The organism is Bacillus massiliigorillae (assembly GCF_000380245.2).
In the GTDB taxonomy this organism is placed as follows: Bacteria; Bacillota; Bacilli; order Bacillales; family DSM-1321; genus Bacillus_AD; species Bacillus_AD massiliigorillae.
Window position 1 is genome coordinate 1,920,254 of record NZ_HG428741.1, and the last position, 23,993, is coordinate 1,944,246.

The 23,993-nt window shown below is 33.6% G+C and carries 19 protein-coding genes, 3 pseudogenes and 1 riboswitch; of the genes and pseudogenes, 4 read left to right on the forward strand and 18 right to left on the reverse strand.

Features of this window, described 5'->3' with window-relative positions:
* Nucleotides 1-298: 298 nt before the first annotated feature.
* Both TX86_RS27230 and TX86_RS08820 read left to right on the forward strand, forming a co-directional pair.
* Nucleotides 299-461: pseudogene (locus tag TX86_RS27230) on the forward strand (IS3-like element ISSwo1 family transposase); the annotation flags it as partial.
* A 159-nt stretch (nt 462-620) separates the two neighbouring features.
* Nucleotides 621-1,262: pseudogene (locus TX86_RS08820) on the forward strand (MFS transporter); the annotation flags it as partial.
* Nucleotides 1,263-1,358: 96 nt separating this feature from the next.
* On the opposite strand, the gene TX86_RS08825 reads toward TX86_RS08820, so the two are convergent.
* The 3 genes from TX86_RS08825 to TX86_RS08835 all read right to left on the reverse strand — a co-directional run bounded on the left by TX86_RS08825 (nt 1,359) and on the right by TX86_RS08835 (nt 3,731).
* Nucleotides 1,359-2,660: an alpha/beta hydrolase family protein gene (locus tag TX86_RS08825; RefSeq protein ID WP_042348117.1), complete on the reverse strand. Its 1,302-nt coding sequence runs from the start codon at nt 2,658-2,660 to the stop codon at nt 1,359-1,361.
* A 184-nt stretch (nt 2,661-2,844) separates the two neighbouring features.
* Entirely contained in the window at nt 2,845-3,279 is a 435-nt protein-coding gene (locus tag TX86_RS08830) for a DUF3021 family protein (protein WP_042348120.1), read from the reverse strand.
* Between the two features lie 14 nt (nt 3,280-3,293).
* Nucleotides 3,294-3,731, reverse strand: coding sequence for a LytTR family DNA-binding domain-containing protein (locus TX86_RS08835; protein ID WP_042348121.1), 438 nt, complete (start codon nt 3,729-3,731; stop codon nt 3,294-3,296).
* A gap of 676 nt (nt 3,732-4,407) precedes the next feature.
* Here TX86_RS08835 and TX86_RS08845 point away from each other — a divergent pair.
* Together TX86_RS08845 and TX86_RS08850 are read left to right on the forward strand one after the other, a co-directional pair.
* Nucleotides 4,408-5,913, forward strand: a complete 1,506-nt coding sequence (locus TX86_RS08845; RefSeq protein ID WP_042348124.1) for a YjjI family glycine radical enzyme — start codon at nt 4,408-4,410, stop codon at nt 5,911-5,913.
* Between the two features lie 19 nt (nt 5,914-5,932).
* The gene (locus tag TX86_RS08850) at nt 5,933-6,790 is read left to right on the forward strand and encodes a YjjW family glycine radical enzyme activase (protein ID WP_042348125.1); all 858 of its coding nucleotides are present in this window, start codon (nt 5,933-5,935) and stop codon (nt 6,788-6,790) included.
* Between the two features lie 77 nt (nt 6,791-6,867).
* Here TX86_RS08850 and TX86_RS08855 read toward each other — a convergent pair whose 3' ends face one another.
* The 15 genes and pseudogenes from TX86_RS08855 to TX86_RS08920 form a co-directional block, all read right to left on the reverse strand.
* On the reverse strand, nt 6,868-7,089 hold the full coding sequence (locus TX86_RS08855; protein ID WP_042348128.1) for a hypothetical protein: 222 nt from the start codon (nt 7,087-7,089) through the stop codon (nt 6,868-6,870).
* A 98-nt stretch (nt 7,090-7,187) separates the two neighbouring features.
* Nucleotides 7,188-7,472 (reverse strand): annotated as a pseudogene (locus TX86_RS27810) (CatB-related O-acetyltransferase); the annotation flags it as partial.
* 126 nt (nt 7,473-7,598) lie between these two features.
* Nucleotides 7,599-7,817, reverse strand: coding sequence for a hypothetical protein (locus TX86_RS27815; RefSeq protein WP_268258243.1), 219 nt, complete (start codon nt 7,815-7,817; stop codon nt 7,599-7,601).
* A 242-nt stretch (nt 7,818-8,059) separates the two neighbouring features.
* Nucleotides 8,060-8,890 (reverse strand): class I SAM-dependent methyltransferase, encoded by an 831-nt coding sequence (locus tag TX86_RS08865; RefSeq protein WP_042348131.1) that lies wholly within the window; start codon nt 8,888-8,890, stop codon nt 8,060-8,062.
* A 331-nt stretch (nt 8,891-9,221) separates the two neighbouring features.
* Nucleotides 9,222-9,674, reverse strand: a complete 453-nt coding sequence (locus TX86_RS08870; RefSeq protein WP_042350333.1) for a YoqH family protein — start codon at nt 9,672-9,674, stop codon at nt 9,222-9,224.
* 172 nt (nt 9,675-9,846) lie between these two features.
* Nucleotides 9,847-13,038, reverse strand: coding sequence for an FtsX-like permease family protein (locus tag TX86_RS08875; RefSeq protein ID WP_042348132.1), 3,192 nt, complete (start codon nt 13,036-13,038; stop codon nt 9,847-9,849).
* A gap of 5 nt (nt 13,039-13,043) precedes the next feature.
* Nucleotides 13,044-13,745 carry an ABC transporter ATP-binding protein gene (locus TX86_RS08880; protein WP_042348134.1) on the reverse strand — a complete coding sequence of 234 codons (702 nt, stop codon included), beginning with the start codon at nt 13,743-13,745 and terminating at the stop codon, nt 13,044-13,046.
* A gap of 184 nt (nt 13,746-13,929) precedes the next feature.
* Nucleotides 13,930-15,750 carry an oligopeptide ABC transporter substrate-binding protein gene (locus TX86_RS08885; protein WP_042348137.1) on the reverse strand — a complete coding sequence of 607 codons (1,821 nt, stop codon included), beginning with the start codon at nt 15,748-15,750 and terminating at the stop codon, nt 13,930-13,932.
* Between the two features lie 12 nt (nt 15,751-15,762).
* Nucleotides 15,763-16,680 (reverse strand): ABC transporter permease, encoded by a 918-nt coding sequence (locus tag TX86_RS08890; RefSeq protein ID WP_042348139.1) that lies wholly within the window; start codon nt 16,678-16,680, stop codon nt 15,763-15,765.
* 28 nt (nt 16,681-16,708) lie between these two features.
* Nucleotides 16,709-17,671: an oligopeptide ABC transporter permease gene (gene opp4B / locus TX86_RS08895; protein WP_042348142.1), complete on the reverse strand. Its 963-nt coding sequence runs from the start codon at nt 17,669-17,671 to the stop codon at nt 16,709-16,711.
* A gap of 1 nt (nt 17,672) precedes the next feature.
* The gene (locus tag TX86_RS08900; RefSeq protein WP_042348143.1) at nt 17,673-18,620 is read right to left on the reverse strand and encodes an ABC transporter ATP-binding protein; all 948 of its coding nucleotides are present in this window, start codon (nt 18,618-18,620) and stop codon (nt 17,673-17,675) included.
* Nucleotide 18,621: 1 nt separating this feature from the next.
* Entirely contained in the window at nt 18,622-19,629 is a 1,008-nt protein-coding gene (locus TX86_RS08905) for an ABC transporter ATP-binding protein (protein WP_042348144.1), read from the reverse strand.
* Nucleotides 19,630-20,066: 437 nt separating this feature from the next.
* Nucleotides 20,067-21,890: a potassium transporter KimA gene (gene kimA / locus TX86_RS08910; protein ID WP_042348146.1), complete on the reverse strand. Its 1,824-nt coding sequence runs from the start codon at nt 21,888-21,890 to the stop codon at nt 20,067-20,069.
* Nucleotides 21,891-22,096: 206 nt separating this feature from the next.
* Nucleotides 22,097-22,245: riboswitch (cyclic di-AMP (ydaO/yuaA leader) on the reverse strand.
* Nucleotides 22,246-22,355: 110 nt separating this feature from the next.
* On the reverse strand, nt 22,356-22,595 hold the full coding sequence (locus tag TX86_RS08915; RefSeq protein WP_042348148.1) for a hypothetical protein: 240 nt from the start codon (nt 22,593-22,595) through the stop codon (nt 22,356-22,358).
* 182 nt (nt 22,596-22,777) lie between these two features.
* Entirely contained in the window at nt 22,778-23,980 is a 1,203-nt protein-coding gene (locus TX86_RS08920; RefSeq protein WP_195892879.1) for a M20 metallopeptidase family protein, read from the reverse strand.
* Nucleotides 23,981-23,993 lie beyond the last annotated feature (13 nt).

A 23,993-nucleotide genomic window follows, 5' to 3' on the forward strand; every position in this document is an offset into this window, starting at 1 on the left:
CTCCCCTTTTTTATAGCATTCGTTCTGCCAATAACTTTTTGAAATACGTAAGAATGTCTGATAGGTTACACTATTTCAGATAAAAATTTAAAGTCTAGTAGAATAATAAAACTACTAGGTAAAGAGGCGAATCTACATGACTAAAGACAAAGAAGAACATTCCATAGACGAATTCAAAAACCAAATGGTACAGTTGTATTTAAATGGAAAGCCACGTAAAGACATTATTCGTTAATACGAGTTAACAGCTCCTGCTTTAGAGATCGATGGATTACTCAACTTAAATCGAGTGTGTTAACAAGATAAAGAATTAGCCGTGGTTGTTAGTGATCTGACATGCGTAAGAGTCCATAAAAGATGGCATTATATATGCGTATTTGTCGATTTCCTTTAATAGAAAAATCATCGATTATAGTGCAGTAGAAAATAAAAAGCAAGAGTTAGCTGATTACGTACATTGGTAAATCTTTATTCGGATTCATGAGACACTAGATTACATGACTCCTATTCAGTACAAACTTGAACGTCCAAAAAAGTTGTCTAGTTTTATGTTGACGAGCCACCTCCATAGTCAGATTTATTCCATTCATTAACTATAATCTCACATACAAAAAATAGTTAGAAAGAATCAAACCGTACTTCCTATGAATTTATTTACACACAAGAGCTTCTTAGCATCTAGCATCGGATTGTTCCTGGCAAATATTGCCATCATAGGACCTATGTTAATACTTCCATTGTTCTTTCAAAACTTCCGTCATTTCACAGCAATAGAAGCAGCGTTTGCATTAATTCCTCAAGGAATTGGAATGCTCGTTACTCGATCACTTATTGGTAAAATGATTGATAAGATTGGTGCAAAATACGTGGTTATAGTCAGCCTTGTTCTTTCGCTTATCTGTTCTATACCGCTTATCTTTATCACGGATAAAACAAGTATGATTTGGATTTCCATCGTATTGTTCATCCGTGGTACCAGTGTTGGAGGTATTATGCTTCCGTTGACGAGTGACGCTTATACAGGACTGGACAGTAAACAACTTCCAGAGGCAGGTGTCGGTATTAATATTATAGAAAACCTTGGTGCAAGTTTTGGTTCGGCTATTATCGCAACTACTGTCGCAACTGTCATACAAGGATTGCAACCAACGATTTCCAATGGTTTGAAAGGTTACCATGGTGGATTTTTAGTATCCACGATTGTTCTTTTGTTAATCTTCATCCCAAGTCTATTCCTGACAAATAAAAAGAATCCATATTAAAGAACCTTCGCTTAATTATTTGAGCTCAGGTTCTTTAATATGGATATTTTCAGTTATATTGTTTAATTAGATAAAATAAAAAAGACTGAACTATATTTAATATGTTCCTTTTGGAGTGAAATGACCAATTCCCTTTAATTCGTAGTCGAAAAATTTAAGAATTAGTTCATTTTCAGTTTCAATACAGTAATATGGATCAATGTCGGCTTTTCCACCTTGCAGAATATTTGCAAGTATAGGAGAAAAAAGTGGTAAATCGGTCAAACTTAAATGTTTTGCCCCTTTAAAATGAACAGTATATGCTTCTTTTAATTGTTCATTATTCGGTTTGTTCGCTACATAAGTAGAGTTGCTTTCGAGCTGTCTCCAAACATCGTCAGAATAAATGTTAAGAAGTGGGGTCGTGTAAGCTTCACTGCTTGCTACATAATCATCAATTTCTTTTTTATAAATAAGCTCACTAAAGAACGGAGCATCAATATTTACAACTGCACGTATATCATTACGCTCTCTACCTAGCCAAACACTTGCTGCACCACCCATTGAGTGCCCGAACACACCAATTTTCTCTGTATTGATACATTGATAAGTAGGTTTATTGTCACTTTTGGCTTTTTCAAGAATCGTATTAATTACAAAATTCATATCGTCTGTTCGTAGTTTCATCCATTTTTGATTGAGTTCGAAGAGTTTTTCCTTCGTGTAAGCTCCTTTATTCATATTATCAATTTCACGCTTATAATCTGTATTGAGTAATACCACTGTTCCGTCCTCTGAACGGGTATAAAAAGAATGATAGGGATGATCGATTGAAACGACTACATAACCGTGGCTTGCAAGCTCCATATAAGTAGAGGTATTACTTGCCTTAATGCCATATGCTCCATGTGAGAACACCAAAAGAGGGTATCTTCCATCTGCGTTTTTTGGATACCAAAATTCCACATTAACAAATCTGTTTTGCCCCGTGTCGGCAAATTCCTCCATACGTTTTTTATCAACATATGTGTAAGTAGCTGTTGCGACATCATATTCACCTGTCACTTTTGGTGATTTATGCTGTGGAAAAACAATTGCAGGTGCAAGTACAACTACAAATGCCAATATCATAATAATCGATTTCCACACAATTTTAAAAGTTTTGTATTTGTCGGTATTTGTTTTGTTACGAATAAGAGAAACTGTTCCCTTTACCGCTAATATGAAAAGTAGTATGGCAAGCATTACCCAGCGTAAACTCCACACAATCACCGATGAAAGTGTGAACATTACAAATGCTATAAATATAGCAATCCTAATCCAATTCTTTATTTTTTTATGGTTTTGCTTTGTTACCATGCAATAGATTGCAAAAGAAATCTCAAAAATCAAAGTAATAAATAATAGTAAAGTATCCATTTTAGTTACTCCTTCTCTTTCGAATATTTTTATGAACTCATCATAATAAACTATTGAAAAAGAAGTACATAGAAAATCAGTAAGTTGTATCCACAAGCAAATAAGATGCAAAAAAAGCGGTAAGCTATAAAACTTACCGTATAATATTATGTTGCAGATAACTGCTGCTTTATGATCTTATTGACTATTCATAAATGTCTTTCTTAAACGACTTTAGTTTTTCGTTGATTTTTTGGGCTTCTTTTTTATCATTTTGCCATGACAGCAGACGAACTAGGATATAGATTACTGCAATTTCCAGTGCAAGAATGATTACATCTAATGCACTATTCACAATCCCCAAAATTAAACTAAGGGCAATCAATAGAATCTCCAAAGTCAAAAAATGAATGATAATTTTCATACGCATTTTCTTTTCACTTATATCATTAGGAGAATACACAATAAACCCAGTTAATGCACTTAAAAATGAAAATGCCATAATGATATAAATCGACTTCAAATCAAAGGCCATATTGGGATAATATATCTGTCGTAAAATTGTAATCATAATGATGATGAATGCAAAGATAATCAAGAAATCCTTAATCATCTCTCGTACAAATTCAGACATCTTCATGCTTATCTCTCCTTTTACAATCCAAGCATTTTTTTAAGGACAGGCACATACTGCCTTGAGACAACTGTACGTTCCCCGTTATCAAGCACCGCTTCGAATCGGCCACTTATGGACGGATTTATGTATGAAATTTTAGCTATGTTCAAAATTGTAGATTTGGATGCACGAAAACAGTTCTTTTCTTTGCATAATGCCTCTAATTCATATAGCTTTTGTTTTACCTCAAAAACGTTGTCCTTACAGTAAACAAAAACCTTTCCATCAACTGCTTCAAAATAATAAATCTCACTAAGCTTAATTCGGTGAACTTTATCTTTTTGATGTCCGAGTACAATAAGATTTTCATTTTCCAACTTGTTTATGATTTCATATATTTCGTCATCTACCTCATGACACCTAATGAGAATTTCTTCTTCCCGTTCTTTGCTTATTTCCTCTATAGAAATTTTCATATTATCACCCACGACAATTCAAATGATCTTAGGTCTTATTAATCCTTTCTTTTTATTATAGTTTAGCACCATGCATATGAATGGTAGGTCTTGTGTCCATGAAAGAATACGATTCACTTCTTCTTTACTCTATAAATCGATATTTTTCTCACATACCAAATACCCTTATTTTTGTAATTTTACCATGTTTTACAACTTTGTTCGTTGAATAATTATATACTTCAGTAAAAAACATTGAGAATTTAGTTAATGCATATGAAAGCCTTAGATATTTTTGTACCAAATACATAGTATTCATGAGATAACCAGTTTTTCTTCGAAGCACGTAATCTTCATCAAAAAAAGAGATATATTAGTAGAGACAAGTGAGTGTAAATTAAATGTTTAAAGTACCTCTAAATAAACTAAGTTCATACACCCTCAAAGGTTCGTGACAATATTGTGGAATTTAACATAACGAAAAATGGATATGTTACACTGAACGTATTTCCTATTGGTATATCAATATAATGATTTGTAATTTGAATAAACAATATTCCAATTACATTCAATAGTTTACAAATAATAATTACCGTGAATTTTTCACAAGTTATATTTCTTTGATAACTTTCATTTTCAATTAATCTTCTAAACAACATGATAGACCTACTACACGAACTCAAAGGAGAGAATTTAGATGTTTGATAAAAAAGCAGCTTATGATGTACTAACATCTACCAAATTAACACATGAACAGAAACTGATGAATCTAGCTAGAATAGCTGAAAATGGTTTGGATATATTGAAGATCCCTCAAAAAACAAAATTATTCTTCGAAAACGGATCCATTAATGATTTATTCGAAGGACATGCTCCATATAGACCAAGGTATATCATGCCCGATTATAATCGCTTTATCAAAAATGGAAGTGACTTTTTACAAATCAATCCGCCTACAGATTTAGATGAATTACTTACAAGCTTAATGATTCTTTATCGACATGTGCCTTCCATCACTAATTTTCCAGTTTATTTAGGTAATTTAGATAAGATGATAGATCCATTTTTAGATAATTACTCAGATGAAGAGGTTTGTAAAAAGCTGAAGTTGTTTTTAACATACTTAGATCGAACCATTACGGATTCTTTCTGCCATGCTAATATTGGTCCTGAAGAAACACGAGCAGGACGATTATTACTGAAGGTGGAGAAAGAACTACAGAACGCTGTTCCTAACTTTACAATTAAATATGACCCAGATATTACTTCAGATGCTTTTGCAGAAGAAGCTATTAAGTGCTCTCTTATCTCTTCTAATCCAGCTATTTGTAATCATAAGGCTAATAAAGAGTACTACGAAGGAGAATATGGAATTTCTAGTTGCTATAACATTTTACCAGTAAGTGGTGGAGCCTATACTCTGGTTAGATTAACACTGACTAAACTAGCACTAGAAGCAGATAGCCTAGAGCAATTTATGGATGAGTTACTTCCAGATAGTATTTCTTGCATGGGTGATTACTTAAATGAACGCATACGTTTTCTTGTTGAAGAATCTGGCTTCTTTGAATCTAATTTCTTAGTAAAAGAAGGTTTAATTTCAAAGGATCGCTTTGTTGCAATGTTTGGAATAACTGGTTTAGCAGAATGTGTAAATACATTACTGAAAGACAAGGATTTGAAATATGGCCGAGATTTAGAAGCGGATCAATTGGCGAATAAAATTATGGATACTGTTCATGTTCAAGTCCAAGGGTTGACTGCCCTTTACTCTCCGTTGACAGACGGAAAATTCGTACTGCACGCACAGGTGGGATTAGAATCTGATATTGGCGTTACCTCAGGTGTCCGTATTCCTGTTGGAGAGGAACCTGAGAGCTTTATCGATCACTTGACACATTCCGCTCGCTATCATAAATACTTTCCATCTGGAGTGGGTGACATTTTCCCTATTGCAACCAATGTAGAGCAAAATCCAGCTTCCTTGCTAGATGTAGTGAAAGGTGCATTTATGCAAGGCGTCCACTATATGAGCTTCTACGCTGCAGATTCTGATTTAGTCCGCATCACTGGATATCTTGTTAAACGCAGTGAAATAGAAAAATATAATATGGATGAAGCAGTTTTACAAAATACGACGCATTTGGGAGCACCAACCTATGAAGTTAATAAATTAGCTGAACGAAAAGTGCGAATGATTTAATGCTTCGGAGGATTGACTAATGAATGTACTAAAAAAATCAAATGAATCTCCTATTAATCGAATCATACCAATAAGCACCGTTGATGGGCCTGGTGCACGAACAGCTGTTTTTCTACAACAATGTAATATCGGCTGTTTGTATTGTCATAATCCAGAAACGCAAAAAATGTGCCGCCATTGTGGCGCATGTGTAAAAAAGTGTTCAACCGGTGCACTAATGATAGAATCCGGTAAAGTTGTATGGAATAAAGAACTATGCATTCATTGTGATACTTGTATACAGAACTGTCCTAATAATGCCTCACCAAAAGTGAACACAATGACAGCAAGTGAACTTATGGGGGAAATTCAAAAAAACATTCCTTTTATTCGCGGAATTACTGTTTCAGGTGGTGAATGCAGTTTATATCCTCAGTTTCTAACAGAGTTATTTCAGCTCGCACAAAAAGCATCTTTAACTTGTTTAATGGATTCAAATGGAATGGTTGATTTGCAGAAGTATCCAGAGTTAATGAAAGTTACAAACGGAGTTATGCTTGATATAAAAGCATGGGACGTGAAAGTCTATCAGCGTCTGACAAAAGCTTCTTCTAATAAAATAGTGAAAAAGAATTTAAAATACTTGGCCAATCATGATTTATTAAAGGAAATCCGTATTGTTTATGTCCCTGATTATGTTGATGCTAATGATGCCATAGAGGGCATTGCTAGCATCATTAAAGAGAGAAAAAAAGACATTCCATTAAAACTAATCTCTTTCCGTAATCATGGTGTTCGAGGTCCTCTTTCCAACTCGCGAACACCGACAAAAAGCGAAATGTTAGAGTTAAAAAACCTGGCGGAAATCCAAGGGTTTGAAAATATCACCATTGTATAATAAAAAAAGGATAGATGTAAACAGGTATACTTCCCTGTTCATCTATCCTTTTCTCTTGTACAACAAATGACGATACTTTATAAACTTATATAGTTAATACAATGATACTTATTTGCTTGATTTAAGGGTGTTGTAACAAGTTCTTCAAAGGACTCTACGTCAACTCTACATACTACATATTCTCCAGCAGACAAAATTTGCTTCACCATACCATCACTTATAGTTATGTCAATCGAGTTTGCTAAACCTCTAGCAAAGTAAATAAATGTTCCTTTTTCTAGATTAGATATATGAAGCATTCCTATTTCAACGTTGCCTAAATTACAAATTTCCCCTTACGCAATTGCACACAATGATTTAAGTACATTTATTCACAGTCTGGCTGGAGTAGCTAACTTTATTTTAGTTGTTCTATACTACCAAATTGAATCGCACTAATATTTCTTGAAATTTTTTCTTTCGACCAATTCCACCACTTTATTTCGAGTAATGAAGAAATAGTTTGCTCTGAAAATCGTTTTCTTATTGGTTTTGCAGGCATTCCTCCGACAATAGTATATGGTGGAACATCTTTTGTAACCAATGCACGAGATCCAATAATTGCCCCATCTCCTATAGTAACACCAGCCAAAATAACAGCCTCATAGCCTATCCATACATCATTTCCAATAATGATATCTCCTTTATTGTCCCAAGAAGTAGCGACATCTTTAGAGTCTAAATCCCATTCTTCAAAGAAAAGAGGAAACGGATATGTGGATAATGATGTCATAGTATGATTGGCGCTATTAAAAAGAAATCGGATACCTCAAGTCAATGAGCAAAACTTTCCAATTATAAGTTTATCCTGATTTATAGGGTAATGATATAATACATTGTTCTTTTCAAATAATGTTGGATCATTTACAGAATCGTTATACATTGTGTAATCGCCAACTATTATATTCGGATTAGTAATTACATTTTTTAAATAAATAGTTTCTTTATCTCCTGTACGGGGATATATTTGTTTATCTGGAATAGTCATGTAAAATCCTCCTGTTAAATTAGTATGGTTTCTTAACTATCCCAGTCAATTCAATGCAACTCTTCATTTAAAGCCACCTCTACTATATTATAATGCAATATGTTTTATTTGTAATATTGTATAAATTAAGCAAGCTCTCGTTCTTTATTAAACTAAACTCCCTCAATGTTCAAAACAAAAAAAACGGCTAAATGACAGCCTTTCTCTTCTGCTCAAGCATCCCTTACTTCAATAACAATTATTTATTTTTCTAACAGTATTGCTAAAGTATCACTTTTATCGGAGTACTTCTTACCTGTCACATCACTAAAAATATCTTTTACGGTAAAACCTGCTTCTGTTACTTCTGATATAATCATTTCTTTTGTGAAATATTGGTTCCAAATGTAATAGACATCTGACATTTCTTCATTTAATACTACTGTTTGTTCCAATGTAATATAGTTATCATACTTTACATTATGATTTAATTCGATGTGAGGAAGTGGAGACCAAAACCCTCCATCTTCATTAAAACTCCATTGTTTTCCTTCAGAGAATGATTCGTATTTATTTTCGGTAAAAACATCAAAAAATAATTGTCCACCTTTTTTTAAACTAGACCAAATATTTTGTAGTATTTGCCGACGTGCATTTTTACTCAGTGCTCCATAATCACAATATATAAAGATGGCCATATCATATTGATTTTGATCCTTTAGCTGCAAGTAATTTTCATATCGATATTCAATAGGTAGCCCTTGACTCATTGCTTTTTCTTTCGCATAAAGGATAGAATTCTCAGAGAAATCTACTCCTGTAACTTCAAATCCCTTTTTATAGAGACGTTCACAATATAAACCTGGTCCACAACCAAAATCAATCATTTTTTGACCTTGTGGATCAGCAACTAGATTCGTTATAAAATCAGCAGATTTGTCAATAAAGAATGGGTTTCGGCTAGCCCCTTCGAAATTTGAGTCAAGATGGGCAGCCAATAAATAGTTGGCTATATGAGCATCTTGCCAAAATACCTTTTCAGATGGTTTAAACACTTCTGGTGTTCGCATTTGTTTAAATAACTCGTTTATCATATTAATTCCTCCTCTTTGGTTGAAAACACAAAAAAACCGTAGAGTTATACTCTACGGTTAAAAAAGCTAAGTCATTTCCGAAGAGTATAACAACAATAACGCATACTAAAGTAAACATTTAAACCTCCTTTTACAGGAAGAAAATGCAAAATGTTTTTAGTATACAGTTAAATGATTGTTAGACTCTTCTCCAGTCATAACATAGTTTTTGATTGACAAACTACTGCTATGCCGAATGACTTCACCACCTTATCTTGTGTTTGATAATATTTTAACATATAAAACAATTCTAATGAAGAAAAAACGCTCCTAAGAGTTTTATAGAATGTTACTACTTACAATATTTCATTTTACCGCTTAATACACTTGGACCTAATTTTTCGGTTTTTAAATTAGAAAGTCGCACCTGTACTTCTACATTTTTCATTTTCGCTGTTATTTCATCAAATCTTCCAGCCCAAGTTGGACTATCTTCTTCCGGAGATGGATAAAGTCTGAAACGCCAACTTATCTCATTTGGTATAAATGCAAAACCTTCATAACTATCGTAATTTCCATAAGAAGAGGGTTCTGGAAGATGTACACCAAGAATACTTATATTTGTTCGTGCAAAACTCGGTGGGCGTAACTGAACTTTATAAATTAAAGCTGAGCCTTTCGCATTCGTAAGTTTTTTATCAATTGGTTCCAAAACCATACTACAAGGCGTTGTTGCCGCCTTTGAATATATCGGGCACAGCATAAAAATTGAAGAAACATATATCACCATAATCAGTTGTTTCAAATTTAACACTTCTTTCAATTTTTTAGTTATCTTACCTTTAGTATGTTTTAACCTTATTGGACTATACTTCCCAGATTGTTGCACAAAAAGGGATCCAGCATAATAAGAAATACTACTATTGTTAAATAATAAAAAGCTGAATGATTTCAATTTATCACTCAACTTTCTATTATCACTCTACTGATTTCAATGCTTCAATCATATCCACTCTCTTAAGCTTTATATGCATTACTAACATAACTAATAAAGAGAAAATGATTGTCAATATTGCCGAATAAACATAACTTGTCCAATGTACTACATGACTAAACATCACTTCATCTACTTCAACTGTTGTAATGACAATTTGAAGTAGCGCATTACCTAAAACAAATCCTAAGCCAATTCCTAATATCGTGAGAATGATATTCTCTCGATACACATACATCGTTACTTCTTTTGGGTAAAATCCCAACACTTTAATTGTTGAAAGTTCCCGAATTCGTTCAGACACATTTATATTAGATAAGTTATATAGAACAACAAATGCAAGTAATGCTGCACATACGATTAACACAATAACAACAACATTTAAACTATCCATCGTATCTTGTAACAAATTGCTAAATGTATTCGTATAACTAACGGCAAGTATTCCGCTATTATTCATTAATTGCTCTGCAAAATTATCTTGCCAATCTGCCTTTGTGTTTTTCAATTTTAATAACTCTACATTATAGATTGGCTTATCACCGAAAATGGATTGGTAGTATGTTGGTGACACAAAAATAAAATGTCCTGCATACATCTCTACTATATCCTTGACTTTGACTTTAATTTGTTCATCATCACTATTTTTTACAATTAAAGTGTCTCCAGGATTAACACCATATAAAGAAGCTAATTTTTTAGAAAGAACCGCTCCTTCATTTGGAACGTGCACTGATTTTTTATTGTCCATATGACGTAGTGTAATGAAAGTATTTAGCTCTTCTTTTTTCTCAGGTACCATAATAGTTACTTCTTGATTGTTGACACCTTTTTTCACTGCTGTCATATTTGCTTGAAATACACTGGTTTTCGAAGATACATTTTTATTACTTTCTATTAATTGATCATATGACTTTTTATGAGGTGTATCTATATCATTTGATAATAAAACCGCTGCATCATATTTCATAATTTCATTATATTGTAGCGGAACCAAGTCTTGTATCGTATCTCTTAACCCATATCCTGTAAACATTAATGCGGTACAACCTGCAACGCCGATAATGGTCATAAACATTCGTTTCTTATAACGAAATAGATTTCTTGCTGTAACTTTACTAGTAAAATTAAGACGCTTCCAAATGAATCCTACTTTTTCTAATAGTATTCGTTGACCATTTTTAGGTGCTTTTGGACGCATAAGGGTTGCCGCATTTGACCGTAAAATGGATTTTGTAGCAACATACGCAGTAACACTTGTACACAGTAATGCTACAATAACAGCCAGTAAGATCGTTTTAAAATCAAATAAAATGGTTAATTTCGGCATATCAAACATCGTTAAATACGCATTATATATGATTCTAGTAAAAAGCTGTAAACCGATAAGCAATCCAAAGATTGAGCCAATAACAGACGCCAAAGAACCATAAATAAAGTATTTAGATATAATATCTTTATTATGATACCCAAGTCCTTTTAACAATCCTATTTGTGTACGTTGCTCATCTACCATTCTTGTCATTGTTGTTAAGCAAACTAGTGCTGCTATTAAAAAGAACAGCACAGGAAAGATGGAAGCAAGTGATGTGATACGATTTGCGTTATCTTTAAAATCCGTATATCTTGGATTATTAGAACGGTCATTCACATAATATTTAGGTAACTCTAACTTTGCAACATCAGCTTTTGCTTGTACAATTTTTTCTTCAGCATCGGCTATTCTTCTCTCTGCCTTTGGCTTTTCTTTTTGAAATAGTGCAAGACTTTTTTCATATTCTTGTTCACTTGCATCAATTTTTGCTTTGACATTAGCTAATTCTTGCATTCCTTTCTCTTTTTCTGTTTCATATTGTTCTCTTCCCGCAGCTAATTGTGCTTTACCTTCTTTATACTTTTCAGTTCCAATCTTTAATGCATTCTCAGCTTGTCTTATTTCCACTTCTTGATTAGCTAATTGTTGTTTCGCACCTAGAAGCTTGTTCCTTTCAAGCGTTAATTGTGCTTGAGCAGCCTTAATTTTAGCCAGGTTGTCACCATGTAATAAACCAAGTTGTTCGAGTTGCTGTCTCTGTGCATCCAACTGTTTTTGTTTTGTATCTAATACTTGTTCTGCTTCTTTAATTTTAGCTTGTCCTTCAGCTATCGCTTTTTTACCATTTGCTATTCTACTAGGAGCTTCATCTAATTCTTTTTTAGAAGCGTTTAATTGTGCTTCGCTTTGATTTAGCTTTGATTCAGCAACCTGTAATTGATTGTATAACTCAGTTTCTCCACTTCGATATTCTTCTCTAGCTTTATAAATCTTGGATTTAGCATTAGCTAGCTGTTGCTCATTATTTGCTAGCTCTTGTTTGCTTTTATTGAGTTTCGTTTCTGATTCATTAATTTTTATTAAAGCCTTTTGTTTCATAGTAGCTAATTTTTCTTGTGGTTGATTCTTTAAGGCTTTTTCTATCGCTTTAATATTTTTATCAATTTGCTTTTCATATTGAGCCGAATATGCTGCATCATTACTCGTATTATCGAATACAATACTTGCAACTGTATAAACATTCATTTTAAAATCTTGCTCAGGAATGATGAGAAATGCATCCGTCTTCCCTTTTCCAATTGTACTTACGCCACGCTCGCTTTTTTCAATATATTTACTTGATGTTACAAATCCCACAACTTTATATGTGGATTTGTGAAATGTATCACTTAAACTCTGATCCTTATTCTCTGAAAATGTAATTGTATCACCAATTTTAAATTGATTAGAAAGCTTATTATCTATTGCAATTTCACCTGATACAGATGGAAGACGCCCTTTATTAATTTGGTACGTATTAATTTTTTGCTTTTTTGAAGTTGAATAGACTTTACCTACTAAATTAGAATCATTGAGCGATACATCTGCTGAATAACCAAATTCAATAGTTTGAACTCCTGAAACCTTCTTTAATAATTTCTCATCACTTTCGTCTAGTCCATATGTAGATAAAACTTCTACATCAGCTAAATGGTATTTCTTATAATATTGATCAGCAGTATGTAGCATATCTGGTCCTACCGCTTTTAGACCCACAAAAAAAGCGACACCAAGCATGGTTAGAATAAGAATGGAAAAAAATCTTCCCTTTGAATTCCAGATTTCACGGCTTATATCTTTATATAACGATTTTTTCTTCATATTAATCACCACTCAATAGCTTCAATTGGAGTAGGATTAGCATTTAGTTTCACATGACGAACCTTAGCATTATTAATTTCTATAACTCGATCTGCCATTGGTGCAATTGCTAGATTATGAGTTATAACAATCACCGTAGTCCCTTTATTACGGCACATATTATGTAACAACTTTAAAACAGCTTTTCCCGTTTCAAAATCTAAAGCTCCTGTAGGCTCATCACATAGTAACAACTTTGGACTTTTTGCTACTGCTCTTGCAATTGCAACCCGTTGTTGTTCTCCCCCAGAAAGTTGAGCAGGAAAATTATCAAGCTGATTAGCTAATCCTACTTCTCGTAAGACTTCAATAGGGTCTAATGCTTTAGCTGATATTTGTGAAGCAAGCTCAACATTTTCCTTCGCTGTTAAATTCGGAACTAAATTATAAAACTGAAAAACAAAACCAACATCCGACCTACGATAACCTGTTAATTCAATAGAATTATACTTCGCTATGTCAGTCCCATCTACAATGACTTGACCTTCATCACAAGTATCCATACCTCCAAGGATATTTAACACCGTCGATTTCCCTGCACCTGATGGTCCCACTATGACTACAAATTCACCTTTTTCGATTTCAAAGTTTACACCATTATTGGCTGCAACAATTGTATCTCCCATTTTATATCTTTTATAGCAATCTATTATTTCTACAAATGCCATGTTAAACACCTCATTTCTGAAAGATTATAAATCTCCCTAAGTATTTCGAATACTTCACTTTTACCATAAAAAAACGATATTTCTGTGATACGAAGATGAAGTTTTGGTTATTTATCAATGAAAAAAGCTGAGTATAAATAAGTATCACTCTACTTATTACTCAGCTTTCTGTTATTAGCTTTTGTTATTTGCTGGCTTTAACAGCTTTTTCAGCAGTTAGTTCCCAATTCTGATAATTATAATGGTATATACCGTATTCCATATCTACACCTTTAACTCGCTTATTAACAGGAACTATTTGTGTACGGAATTGAAGCGGCACAACCGGTAATTGTGCTTCCATATATTTTTCCCATGCCAGGAATGCATCATTACGATGCTTCTGACTCTCAACTGATTTTTCAGAATCGATGTCAGCAATTAACTTATCCATTTTTGGACTAGTAAAACGTGTTAAATTATATTCTGCTTCTTTTGAATACACTTCACTTGGTGACGGATTATTATCTGTAGCCCATGCTGCAACGAATAAATCAATATCTTTATCATTTGCTTGGACTTTATCATAAAAACTATTGAATTCAATTGGTCTACCTGTTGTTAAAGAAACTTTTAAACCTACATCCTGCCAATTTTGAATGTAGAATTGTGCCATTGCTGTATCATTTTCTCCACCAGCCATAAATGCGAATTTTAATTCAAATGGTTTGCCATCTTTTCCTTCACGGATACCATCGCCATTAATATCTTTATAGCCCGCTTCATCAAGTAATTTATTCGCTTTATCAGGATTATACTTATAACCTTCAATAGATTCAGCATAGAATGATTTGTAAACAGGAGGATTTATAGAATTTGCACGAGTACGTAAGCCATCATAAAATTGTTTATTCAACTCCTCAACATTTAAAGCGTATGCAATAGCTTGACGAAGTTGAACATCATTTGTTTTCGCATGATCATCCATTATGGATAAAGTTTTGGTTTTATCATATTTACCTAAATTAAATCCTAAATACGTATAAGACATTTCTGGACGACCTAAATTTGTTACATTATCTATATCTTTATACGTTTGATAAATATCTGTCGGCATACTTAACGCTATATCATATTCACCTGCTTTTAAGGCTGCTACACTAGAAGAAGAAGGCACTACTTTAATCACAACTTTATCAATTTTTGGTTTCCCTTTAAAATAATATTCATTAGCTATTAATTGTACAGATTCACCATTTACAATTCTCTCAAGTTTGAAAGCACCTAGTGATAATGGAGCTTTTCGAATTTTGTTTGATTTAATTAAATCCTTAACAGGTACATCTTTCAAATAATGATACGGCTCTGCATAATTTACAAGTCCATCACCTTGTCCCGTAAATATACCCGGTGTTATTTTTTTTAATGAAATTTCTAATGTTCTATCATCTACTTTTTTCAAGCCTGAAATTGATTCTGCTTTACCGTCATGATATTCAGTCATTCCTACAATATTCTGCTTTTCAGCGTCATAGCGTACACCTGTATAATCTTTATGACCGATAATCAAATACGGATACATTAAATCCTCAATTTTTAATGGTTCTCCATCAGACCATTTCACACCGTCTTTGATTTTGATAGTCGCTTTTTTATTTTTAGTATCCACATTTAAAGAAGCGATTCCTCCATCTTTAACAAGGAAGTCACCATCTGTTTCAAAAATATAGTTACCCATATAATACTGAATTTCTTGATCATAATTATCTTCAGATAATGTATCAGAAAAAACTCCTTGGAAAGGTGAATCTGTAACTAATGCTACATTTAAAGTGCCACCTTTTATAGCTTTATCTTTGTTGTCTGTTTGCATAGGAAACGACATGAATGATGTTTCTTTTATTCCTCCTCCTTCTTCTTTCACTTCTTTGCTTACTTGCTCACTTTTCTTAGTACCAACACATGCACTAAGTAGTAGCGTTAATACAACTAAAATCCCTACAATTGACCATTTCTTACTTCTCATACTTTTTCCCCCTTATCCTCGTCTTTGTTTAACGTCTGCAGAACGGCGAAGCGCCTGACCAACGTAATTTATGCCTAACATCAATACTAGAATTAGTAATGATGCTGGTAACCAAATCCATAACTTAGTTGACAATACCTCGGGATTTACTGCATAGCTTACTAAAGTGCCTAAGCTAGGAACAGATGGCGGTAAACCAAATCCTAGGAATGATAAACCTGTTTCAATTCCAACATTTCCGGCAAAACTTAATGTAAGCTCAACAATTAGAATTGAACTGAGATTGGGCATAATCCCTTTAAGAATAATTGAAGCATGACTAGTCCCCATTGTTTTTGATGCATTTACATAATCTCTACGACTCTCAGAGAGTGCCTTACTACGCACTAACCGTGCAGTAGGAACCCATAAAAAAATACTCAATATAAGAATAAATGTCATTACATTGTATTTAGGCACAATCGTAACAAATACGATGATTAGCATTAAAGTAGGTAATGTGGCAAAAAAATCAATAATACGCATAATGATATTATCAATTACTCCACCAAAGTAACCTGTAATTAAGCCGATTCCGACACCAACTATACCTGTAATGACAGTGATTGAAATGGCAATCGCAAGTGAATTTCGGGCCCCTATTATTAATTGACCAAATATATCACGACCGGCTTGATCAGCTCCCAAAAGAAACCCTTCTCCTGGTTTAGCATATTTATCTAGTAAACTAACTCTCATTAATTGTGCTTGATCTATAAAAGCTGACCCTATGAAGACTCCTAATAGCACAATAATAATCATGATAAGTGAACCCATTGCTAACTTATCTTTTGTAAATTCCCTTGCAATGACCCGAAATCCAAGAGGTGGACTTTCAGGTATTGATGCTTGCACTGATGTTCCTACAGTTACTTCTGTTTGATTATCCATTTTCATCACCTCTTACTATCCATATTTATTAATCTACTCGAATTCTAGGATCTACAATGCTCATAATAATGTCAGATATTAAGCTACCAATTAAAGTTAATAAACCGAAAAGCAATATTAGAGCTGTTATAACGCTATAATCGCGAGCTTGAATAGAGTGAATAAATAGTTGTCCCATTCCCGGATAACCAAATATCGTTTCAATAAAAACTGATCCACCAAGTAAAACTGACATTGTATATCCTATAAATGCTGCTACTGGAAGTAAAGAATTTCTGAAAATATGCTTATTATAAATTTTATTTATCGGTATACCTTTACTTCTCGCTGTCTTAACATAATCTTGTGTTTGTGCATCGATAATTTCTGATCGCAAATATTGAATGATTGTTGTCGTACTAAGTAAGGCATAAGTAATTGCAGGTAAAAGTAAATGATAAAATTTACTTTTAAAGTAATCATAAGTACCTGGTTCATATGCAACATCAACTGTTCCGCTAGTAGGGAATAGCGGAAATTTATATCCTAAAAGATATAAAAAAATCAACGATAATACGAATGTAGGAATTGCATAACTTATGTAGCTATACAGCACAACCGATTTATCTACTAATGTATTTTGAAAACGTCCTGCTAATACGCCAAGAGGTATAGCAATTATATAAATTAATATGAAGCTTAAAATAGCTAACCATAACGTATTCATACCACGTTCACCAATTAGTGTTGCTACATCTACCTTGAACGTATAACTTCTTCCAAAATCACCTTGCAAGGCATTTGAAATCCAATTGTAGTATTGAACATACCAAGGATCGTAGAATCCTGCTTCTTGTCTAAGTTCTTCTATTCTAGAAGGATCGGTATCTGGTGTAATTAATCCTGTAAAAGGATCCCCTGGCATGAATTTAGCCATAATAAAAATGAGTAAGCTTAACACAAACAACTGTGGAATCATTAGAAGAAATCGACGTAAAATGACTTTCCACATATTAGACACCTCCCATTTCGGTATCTTGTATTGCTGCAAAATGCGTCTCAGTCACCGGTTTCAAATTATATACTCTACCATTTTGGTCGAAGTAATTGGATTCATTTTGTGCATATAATGCTTCAAGTTCTTTTCTTTTTCTTTGTTTATTAATACGCTCAGATGGATTAATATCAGGAATTGCAGATAATAAACGTTTAGTATATATATGTTGAGGAGATGTATAAATTTCTTTACGTGTACCAGTTTCGACGAATCGACCTTTATACATTATAGATATGTAATCACACATATGTTTAACAACACCTAAATCATGTGAAATAAATAAATAGCTTAATCCAAATTCTTGCTGAATATCTTTCATGAAGTTTAATACTTGAGCTTGTACAGATAGGTCTAATGCAGAAACAGGTTCATCTGCGATAATTAGTTTAGGATTGCATGCCACAGCTCTTGCAATTCCAATGCGCTGTCTTTGTCCACCTGAAAATTCATGTGGATATTTATACTGCGCATCCTCAGGCAAACCAACAATTGATAGCAATTCAATCACGCGTTTTCTTTCTTCCTGGTCGCTTAGATTAAGAAAATTCCGAATCGGCTCAGCGATAATATCACGAACTCTCATACGTGGATTAAAACTCGAAAGAGAATCTTGAAAAATCATTTGAACGTCACGACTATATTGGGACAATCTTTTATGCCGTTTGTTAGAAACATTAACACCTTCGAAATAAATATTTCCTGATGTCACCTTCTCCAAACCAATGATAGCTTTTCCAATTGTTGACTTACCTGATCCAGACTCTCCGACTAGGCCGTATGTTTTACCTTTTTCAAATTCCATATCTACTCCATCAACCGCATACGTATAATCAATTATTCGATTGAAAAAACCACCACGAATTGGATAATGCACACACAAATTTTCAATTTTCAAAAAACTCATGTTAGTTGCCCCCCTCTTCCTCTTCGAAGTAAAAATGCTTCCAGCACGTACATCTTACATAATGCCCTGGTGATATTTCATGTAATTTTGGTATCTCTTCATGATGATAAGAGTCAATCCATGGAATTCTATTAGAAAAACGACAACCCTTTCGTGGTAGACTCGTTAATGATGGAACTAAACCTTTAATGATTTGTAATTTATCTGCTTCTTTATCCATTTGTGGAATAGATTTAAACAATGATTTCGTATATGGATGTAGGGGATTTTGAAACAATTCTACTACAGGAGCTTCTTCAACAATTTGACCAGCATACATAACAGCTACACGATCAGCCATTTCTGCTACTACGCCCAAATCATGAGTAATCAATAAAATGCCTGCTCCTGATTCTTTTTGTAATTCTTTCAATAAATCTAAAATTTGCGCTTGAATCGTTACATCTAATGCAGTTGTAGGTTCATCAGCAATTATAATTGAAGGTTTACATGATAGAGCAATTGCAATAATAATTCTTTGCCTCATACCTCCAGAAAGTTCATGAGGGTATTGCCTAGCAACTCTTTTTGCATTCTTTATACCTACTTGATTTAATAATTCATGTACGCGTTCTTTTCTTTGTTCCTTATTTAAATTTGTATGGTACAATAAAGCTTCTTCAATTTGATCTGCTATTTTCATCAATGGATTTAATGCTGACAAAGGATCCTGAAATATCATACCAATTTCATTACCCCGAATCGTATTAAAAGCCCGATCATTTAGAGCTACTAAATTCATATCCTTAAAAATGATTTCACCTGAAACATTCGTATTATTTGGATTATGTAATCCAATAACAGATGTTGCTAATGTACTCTTTCCACAGCCAGATTCTCCAACTATTGCTAATATCTCATTTTGTTTCAAAGAAAGAGATACATCATCAACAGCATTGTAAAACGAATCTTTAATACGAAAACCTGTATGTAAGTTATGAATAGCTAATAAATCTTGTTCTGAACCCATGACATTTGACTCCTTTCCATAGATGACTTTTATCATAAATTTTTAATGATAAACAAAAATCTAACAAAATCCAATAGTATTATTTTTACATTAATTAAATATTCTGTATGTTAAAGAATATTAATACATCACTCTGATTTCCGTCAATAAATTTTACAAAAATAACTTTGTATTCTTTTAAATACCGACTTTAGACGTATTTGTATTTTCCTATATTTACAACAATTGATAGAATAAAAATAGAAATAAGTCCTATTTCTCTTTATTCCTCTATCTCTTTAAAGTAATAAATTTCACACTTACCATTTCATAATAGATGAACAGCTTTTTATATAATTATGTTTAAAATTTTCATAATATAATTTAGAATCATCTATTATTTTTATTTCACAAAAAAAGCCCCAACAGAAAATGTTGGAGCTTTAATAATTTATATTTTATTCTTTTAAATGAAAAGGTACAGTCGTTACAATGACATCCTTTTGATAAAGAAGCACTGTCCGGATAATCAAGCTTGATTGATTATGAAGGACGTTTTGCCAGCTTTTATTCGGTATGAACTGTGGAATTAATACAGTTACACGATGATTCGCTTCATTAGCTTTGCGTTCAACAATCTTAATAAATTTTGTGAGTGGTTGAACCATACTTCTATAGCTCGAATGAATTGTGACTAAACGAACATCAGGCTGCCATTTTTTCCATTTTTCTTCGAAACATTTCTCATTATCACGATCAAACGATATATGAACAGCAATGACTTGAGCATTTAATGATTTAGCATAATTCAATGAGTTTTCCACTACTTTTGTTATACCAGCCACTGGCACAATAATAACATTTCCTTCAATTGGGACTGCTGGATTCTCCATATCTATTCGTAATTGAGGACCAACTGAATCATAATGTCTTTTAATCATATGAAAGCCCAAAATCAACAATGGTAGAAAAATCAGCACTGCCCAAACTTGAGTGAATTTTGTGATAAAGAAAATCATCATAACCGTAAAGCTAATTAATGCACCAACGAAATTAATCGTTAATTTAACAGGCCAGTGCTTTGGTTTTTCGCGAATCCATTTCACTAGCATACCAGTTTGTGAGAGTGTAAATGGAATAAATACTCCAACTGCATATAAAGGAATTAGTTTTTCTGTATGCCCTTGGAATGCAATGATGAGAAGAATGGATGCAATTCCAAGAAAAATGATACCATTTGAATAACCTAATCGATCTCCACGATTTGTAAACATTCTTGCTAAATAATTATCTTTCGCCAGGTTATATGCAAGTAACGGAAATGCAGAATAGCCTGTATTAGCCGCCAATACAAGTATTAAGGCAGTAGTTCCTTGAATAAAAAAGTACATTCCATTTCGTCCAAATGTTTGACTAGCAATTTGTGAAACAACTGTTTCATCATGCTTAGGACCCACGCCATAATAATACGCTAAGAAAACAATTCCAGTGAATAAGATGGCTAATAAAATACCCATAGCCACTAATGTTTTTGCAGCGTTTTTCGGAGCTGGATCTTTAAAATTTGGAATTGCATTTGAGATAGCTTCAACGCCCGTTAAAGCAGAACTACCAGATGCAAAGGCTTTTAGCAAAATAAATAACGATATTCCCGCAACTGGTGTACCAAGCGATTCATGTAATTGTGGTGATACATCACCTGTAATAATCTTATATAAACCGACACCTATTAAAATAAATAAGGCTAATACAAACAAATATACGGGATAAGCAAGTATTGAAGCTGACTCCGTAATCCCTCGCAAATTTAATAACGTTAATAAGGCAACTAATATACAAGCGATTATCACCTTATACGGATGTAAATTTGGAAATGCCGATGTAATCGCATCTGTTCCTGCTGATACACTTACAGAAACCGTCAAAATATAATCAACTAGTAAGGAGCCCCCAGCAATTAAGCCAAAATTAACGCCTAAGTTTTCCCTTGAAACAACATAAGCTCCACCGCCATGTGAATAAGCAAAAATAATCTGTCTATAAGATAAAATGAGCGCAAGTAATAAAACTAACACACAGCCTGCAATCGGTATAGAATACCAATATGCAACAGCGCTTATTGACATTAAAACAATCAATATTTGTTCTGGACCATATGCGACTGATGACAATGCATCAGATGATAAAATAGCTAAAGCTTTCTTTTTATTGAGTTTCTGATCTCCTAATTCGTTTGATTTTAAAGGATGACCAATTAGAAATTTCTTAACACCCATTAACATAATGACATCTCCATCTGAACTAAAATTCTAGTTAATAAGCAATACATATCCATTAACTTCTCTCATATGCCTAATATGCATTTATCCGTATTGAATGAAGTTAAATATAATGATTACTACCTATGGAGATGCTGATAAAGGCAAAAAAGCCCCCAAGGCACAGTTAAGTGCGTTGCGGACTAATCGTAGCTGTCTCACAAGCCTCACCTTCCCCTCTCATAACGCTTACGAGGTTAGCTGTCGGATTCGGGACATAGAGTATCCCTACCTATTTGACATAGGATTCACCCCTAATGGATTAAACTATCCATACAATTGGGTCCCCCGCTCCTTACGGATTAAGCGATTCGAAAATATGAAACTAGACATTATAATACTCCGATGTTGTCTATCTGTAAATCTTTTTATTTACTTTTTTCGAAATTTTTAAAAAGCCTCCTTGCTAATAAGCAAGAAGGCTATATATTATGCGTATTTAATACCTGCTGGTTTAATATTTTCTATTGAATCTGAGCCACAAGGTGTAACTGCATATGTCATTTCACATTTCGGGCAGTTCATAATTACCGTTTCTAATGTAAATGTTTCTCCACATTCACAAGTAAGATTATGAGCTACTTTTGGTGGAAAATTTTCTTTTCCTTTACTTTTCACATGGTCTACGACAGCTTTACCATCTTTTAATTTAGAACAACCACAACCCATTACAAAAGCCTCCATCCAATGATATTTTCTATTGATGAGTATTTATTATAACATAGGAAAATAATATGTGATACATTGAGCAAGAACCACCTTTATGATATTTACTAGATGGTTTTACTGAATTTTATTTTATAAGTATATAAAACTCCGTGGTAGCTTACCACGGAGTTTTACAAGTATCATTATTCTGTTATTAAATAATAAGCTACGATTTCCAAAAATGCCTTTTGAATTTCAAGTAAAGCGCGCTCATCAAAATCAAACTTAGGGTGATGATGAGGATATTTTGTATTACTATCTCCGTTATTTGATCCTACTTTAAAAAAACTACCTGGTCGTTCTTCTAAATAGTAAGCAAAATCTTCAGCACCCATTGATGGTTCCATTTCACCAATATGCTCTTTACCGAATACTTTTTCAAACAGCTGTTTTAGTACTGCGGTTTCTTTCGGATGATTATAAAGTGCCGGATACCCATTCAAGTAATCAATTGTCGCTTGTGCATGTGCAGCCTCCGTCAGTCCGTTTACTATAGCATAAATTTCTTCCTGCACCTTTTCACGAACTTTCTTCGTCATCGTACGCACAGTTCCTTCTATCACAGCTGAATCAGCAATAATATTAAAGGCACTACCTGCGTGAAACACGCCGACTGTTACAACTGCAGGATCGAATGGATTCAATCTACGACTAACAACTTGCTGAAGAGCTGTTACAATTTGCCCACCCAATACAATGGAATCGATTGAATCTTGAGGTCTTGCACCATGTCCACCTAGTCCTTGCAATGTAATTTTAAATTTATCGACAGCAGCCATTCGATATCCATCTCCAATGGATAGATTTCCTACTGGATTAGAAGAGTCTAAATGTGCTCCAAATACATAATCAACACCATCTAAGGCACCATCTTCTACCATAAACTTCGCACCGCCTGGTGGTGTTTCTTCGGCATGCTGAAAAATAAACACGATCTTCCCATGTAATATATCACGATATTTAGCTAATATTTTGGCAGTTGATAACAATGCTGCTGTATGTCCATCGTGACCGCAAGCATGCATGGCACCCTCATTTTGTGATTTATACGCAACATCTTTTAAATCAGTAATTGGTAATGCATCAAAATCTGCACGTAGAGCAATTGTCGGTCCCTCTTGTGCACCTTGTAAGGTAGCTATTACTCCATTGCCTCCAACTCCTGTCTTCACCTCTAATCCAAACTCGCTTAATTTCTCAACAATGAACTCCTTAGTTTTATATTCTTTAAAGGATAATTCAGGATGTTGGTGTAAATGACGTCTCCAGTCTACCGATATTTCAAAATTCTCCTTCATATCCTTTGTAATCGAATCTACAATTTCTTGCTTTGACGAAAAAACCATGCCATCCCCTCCA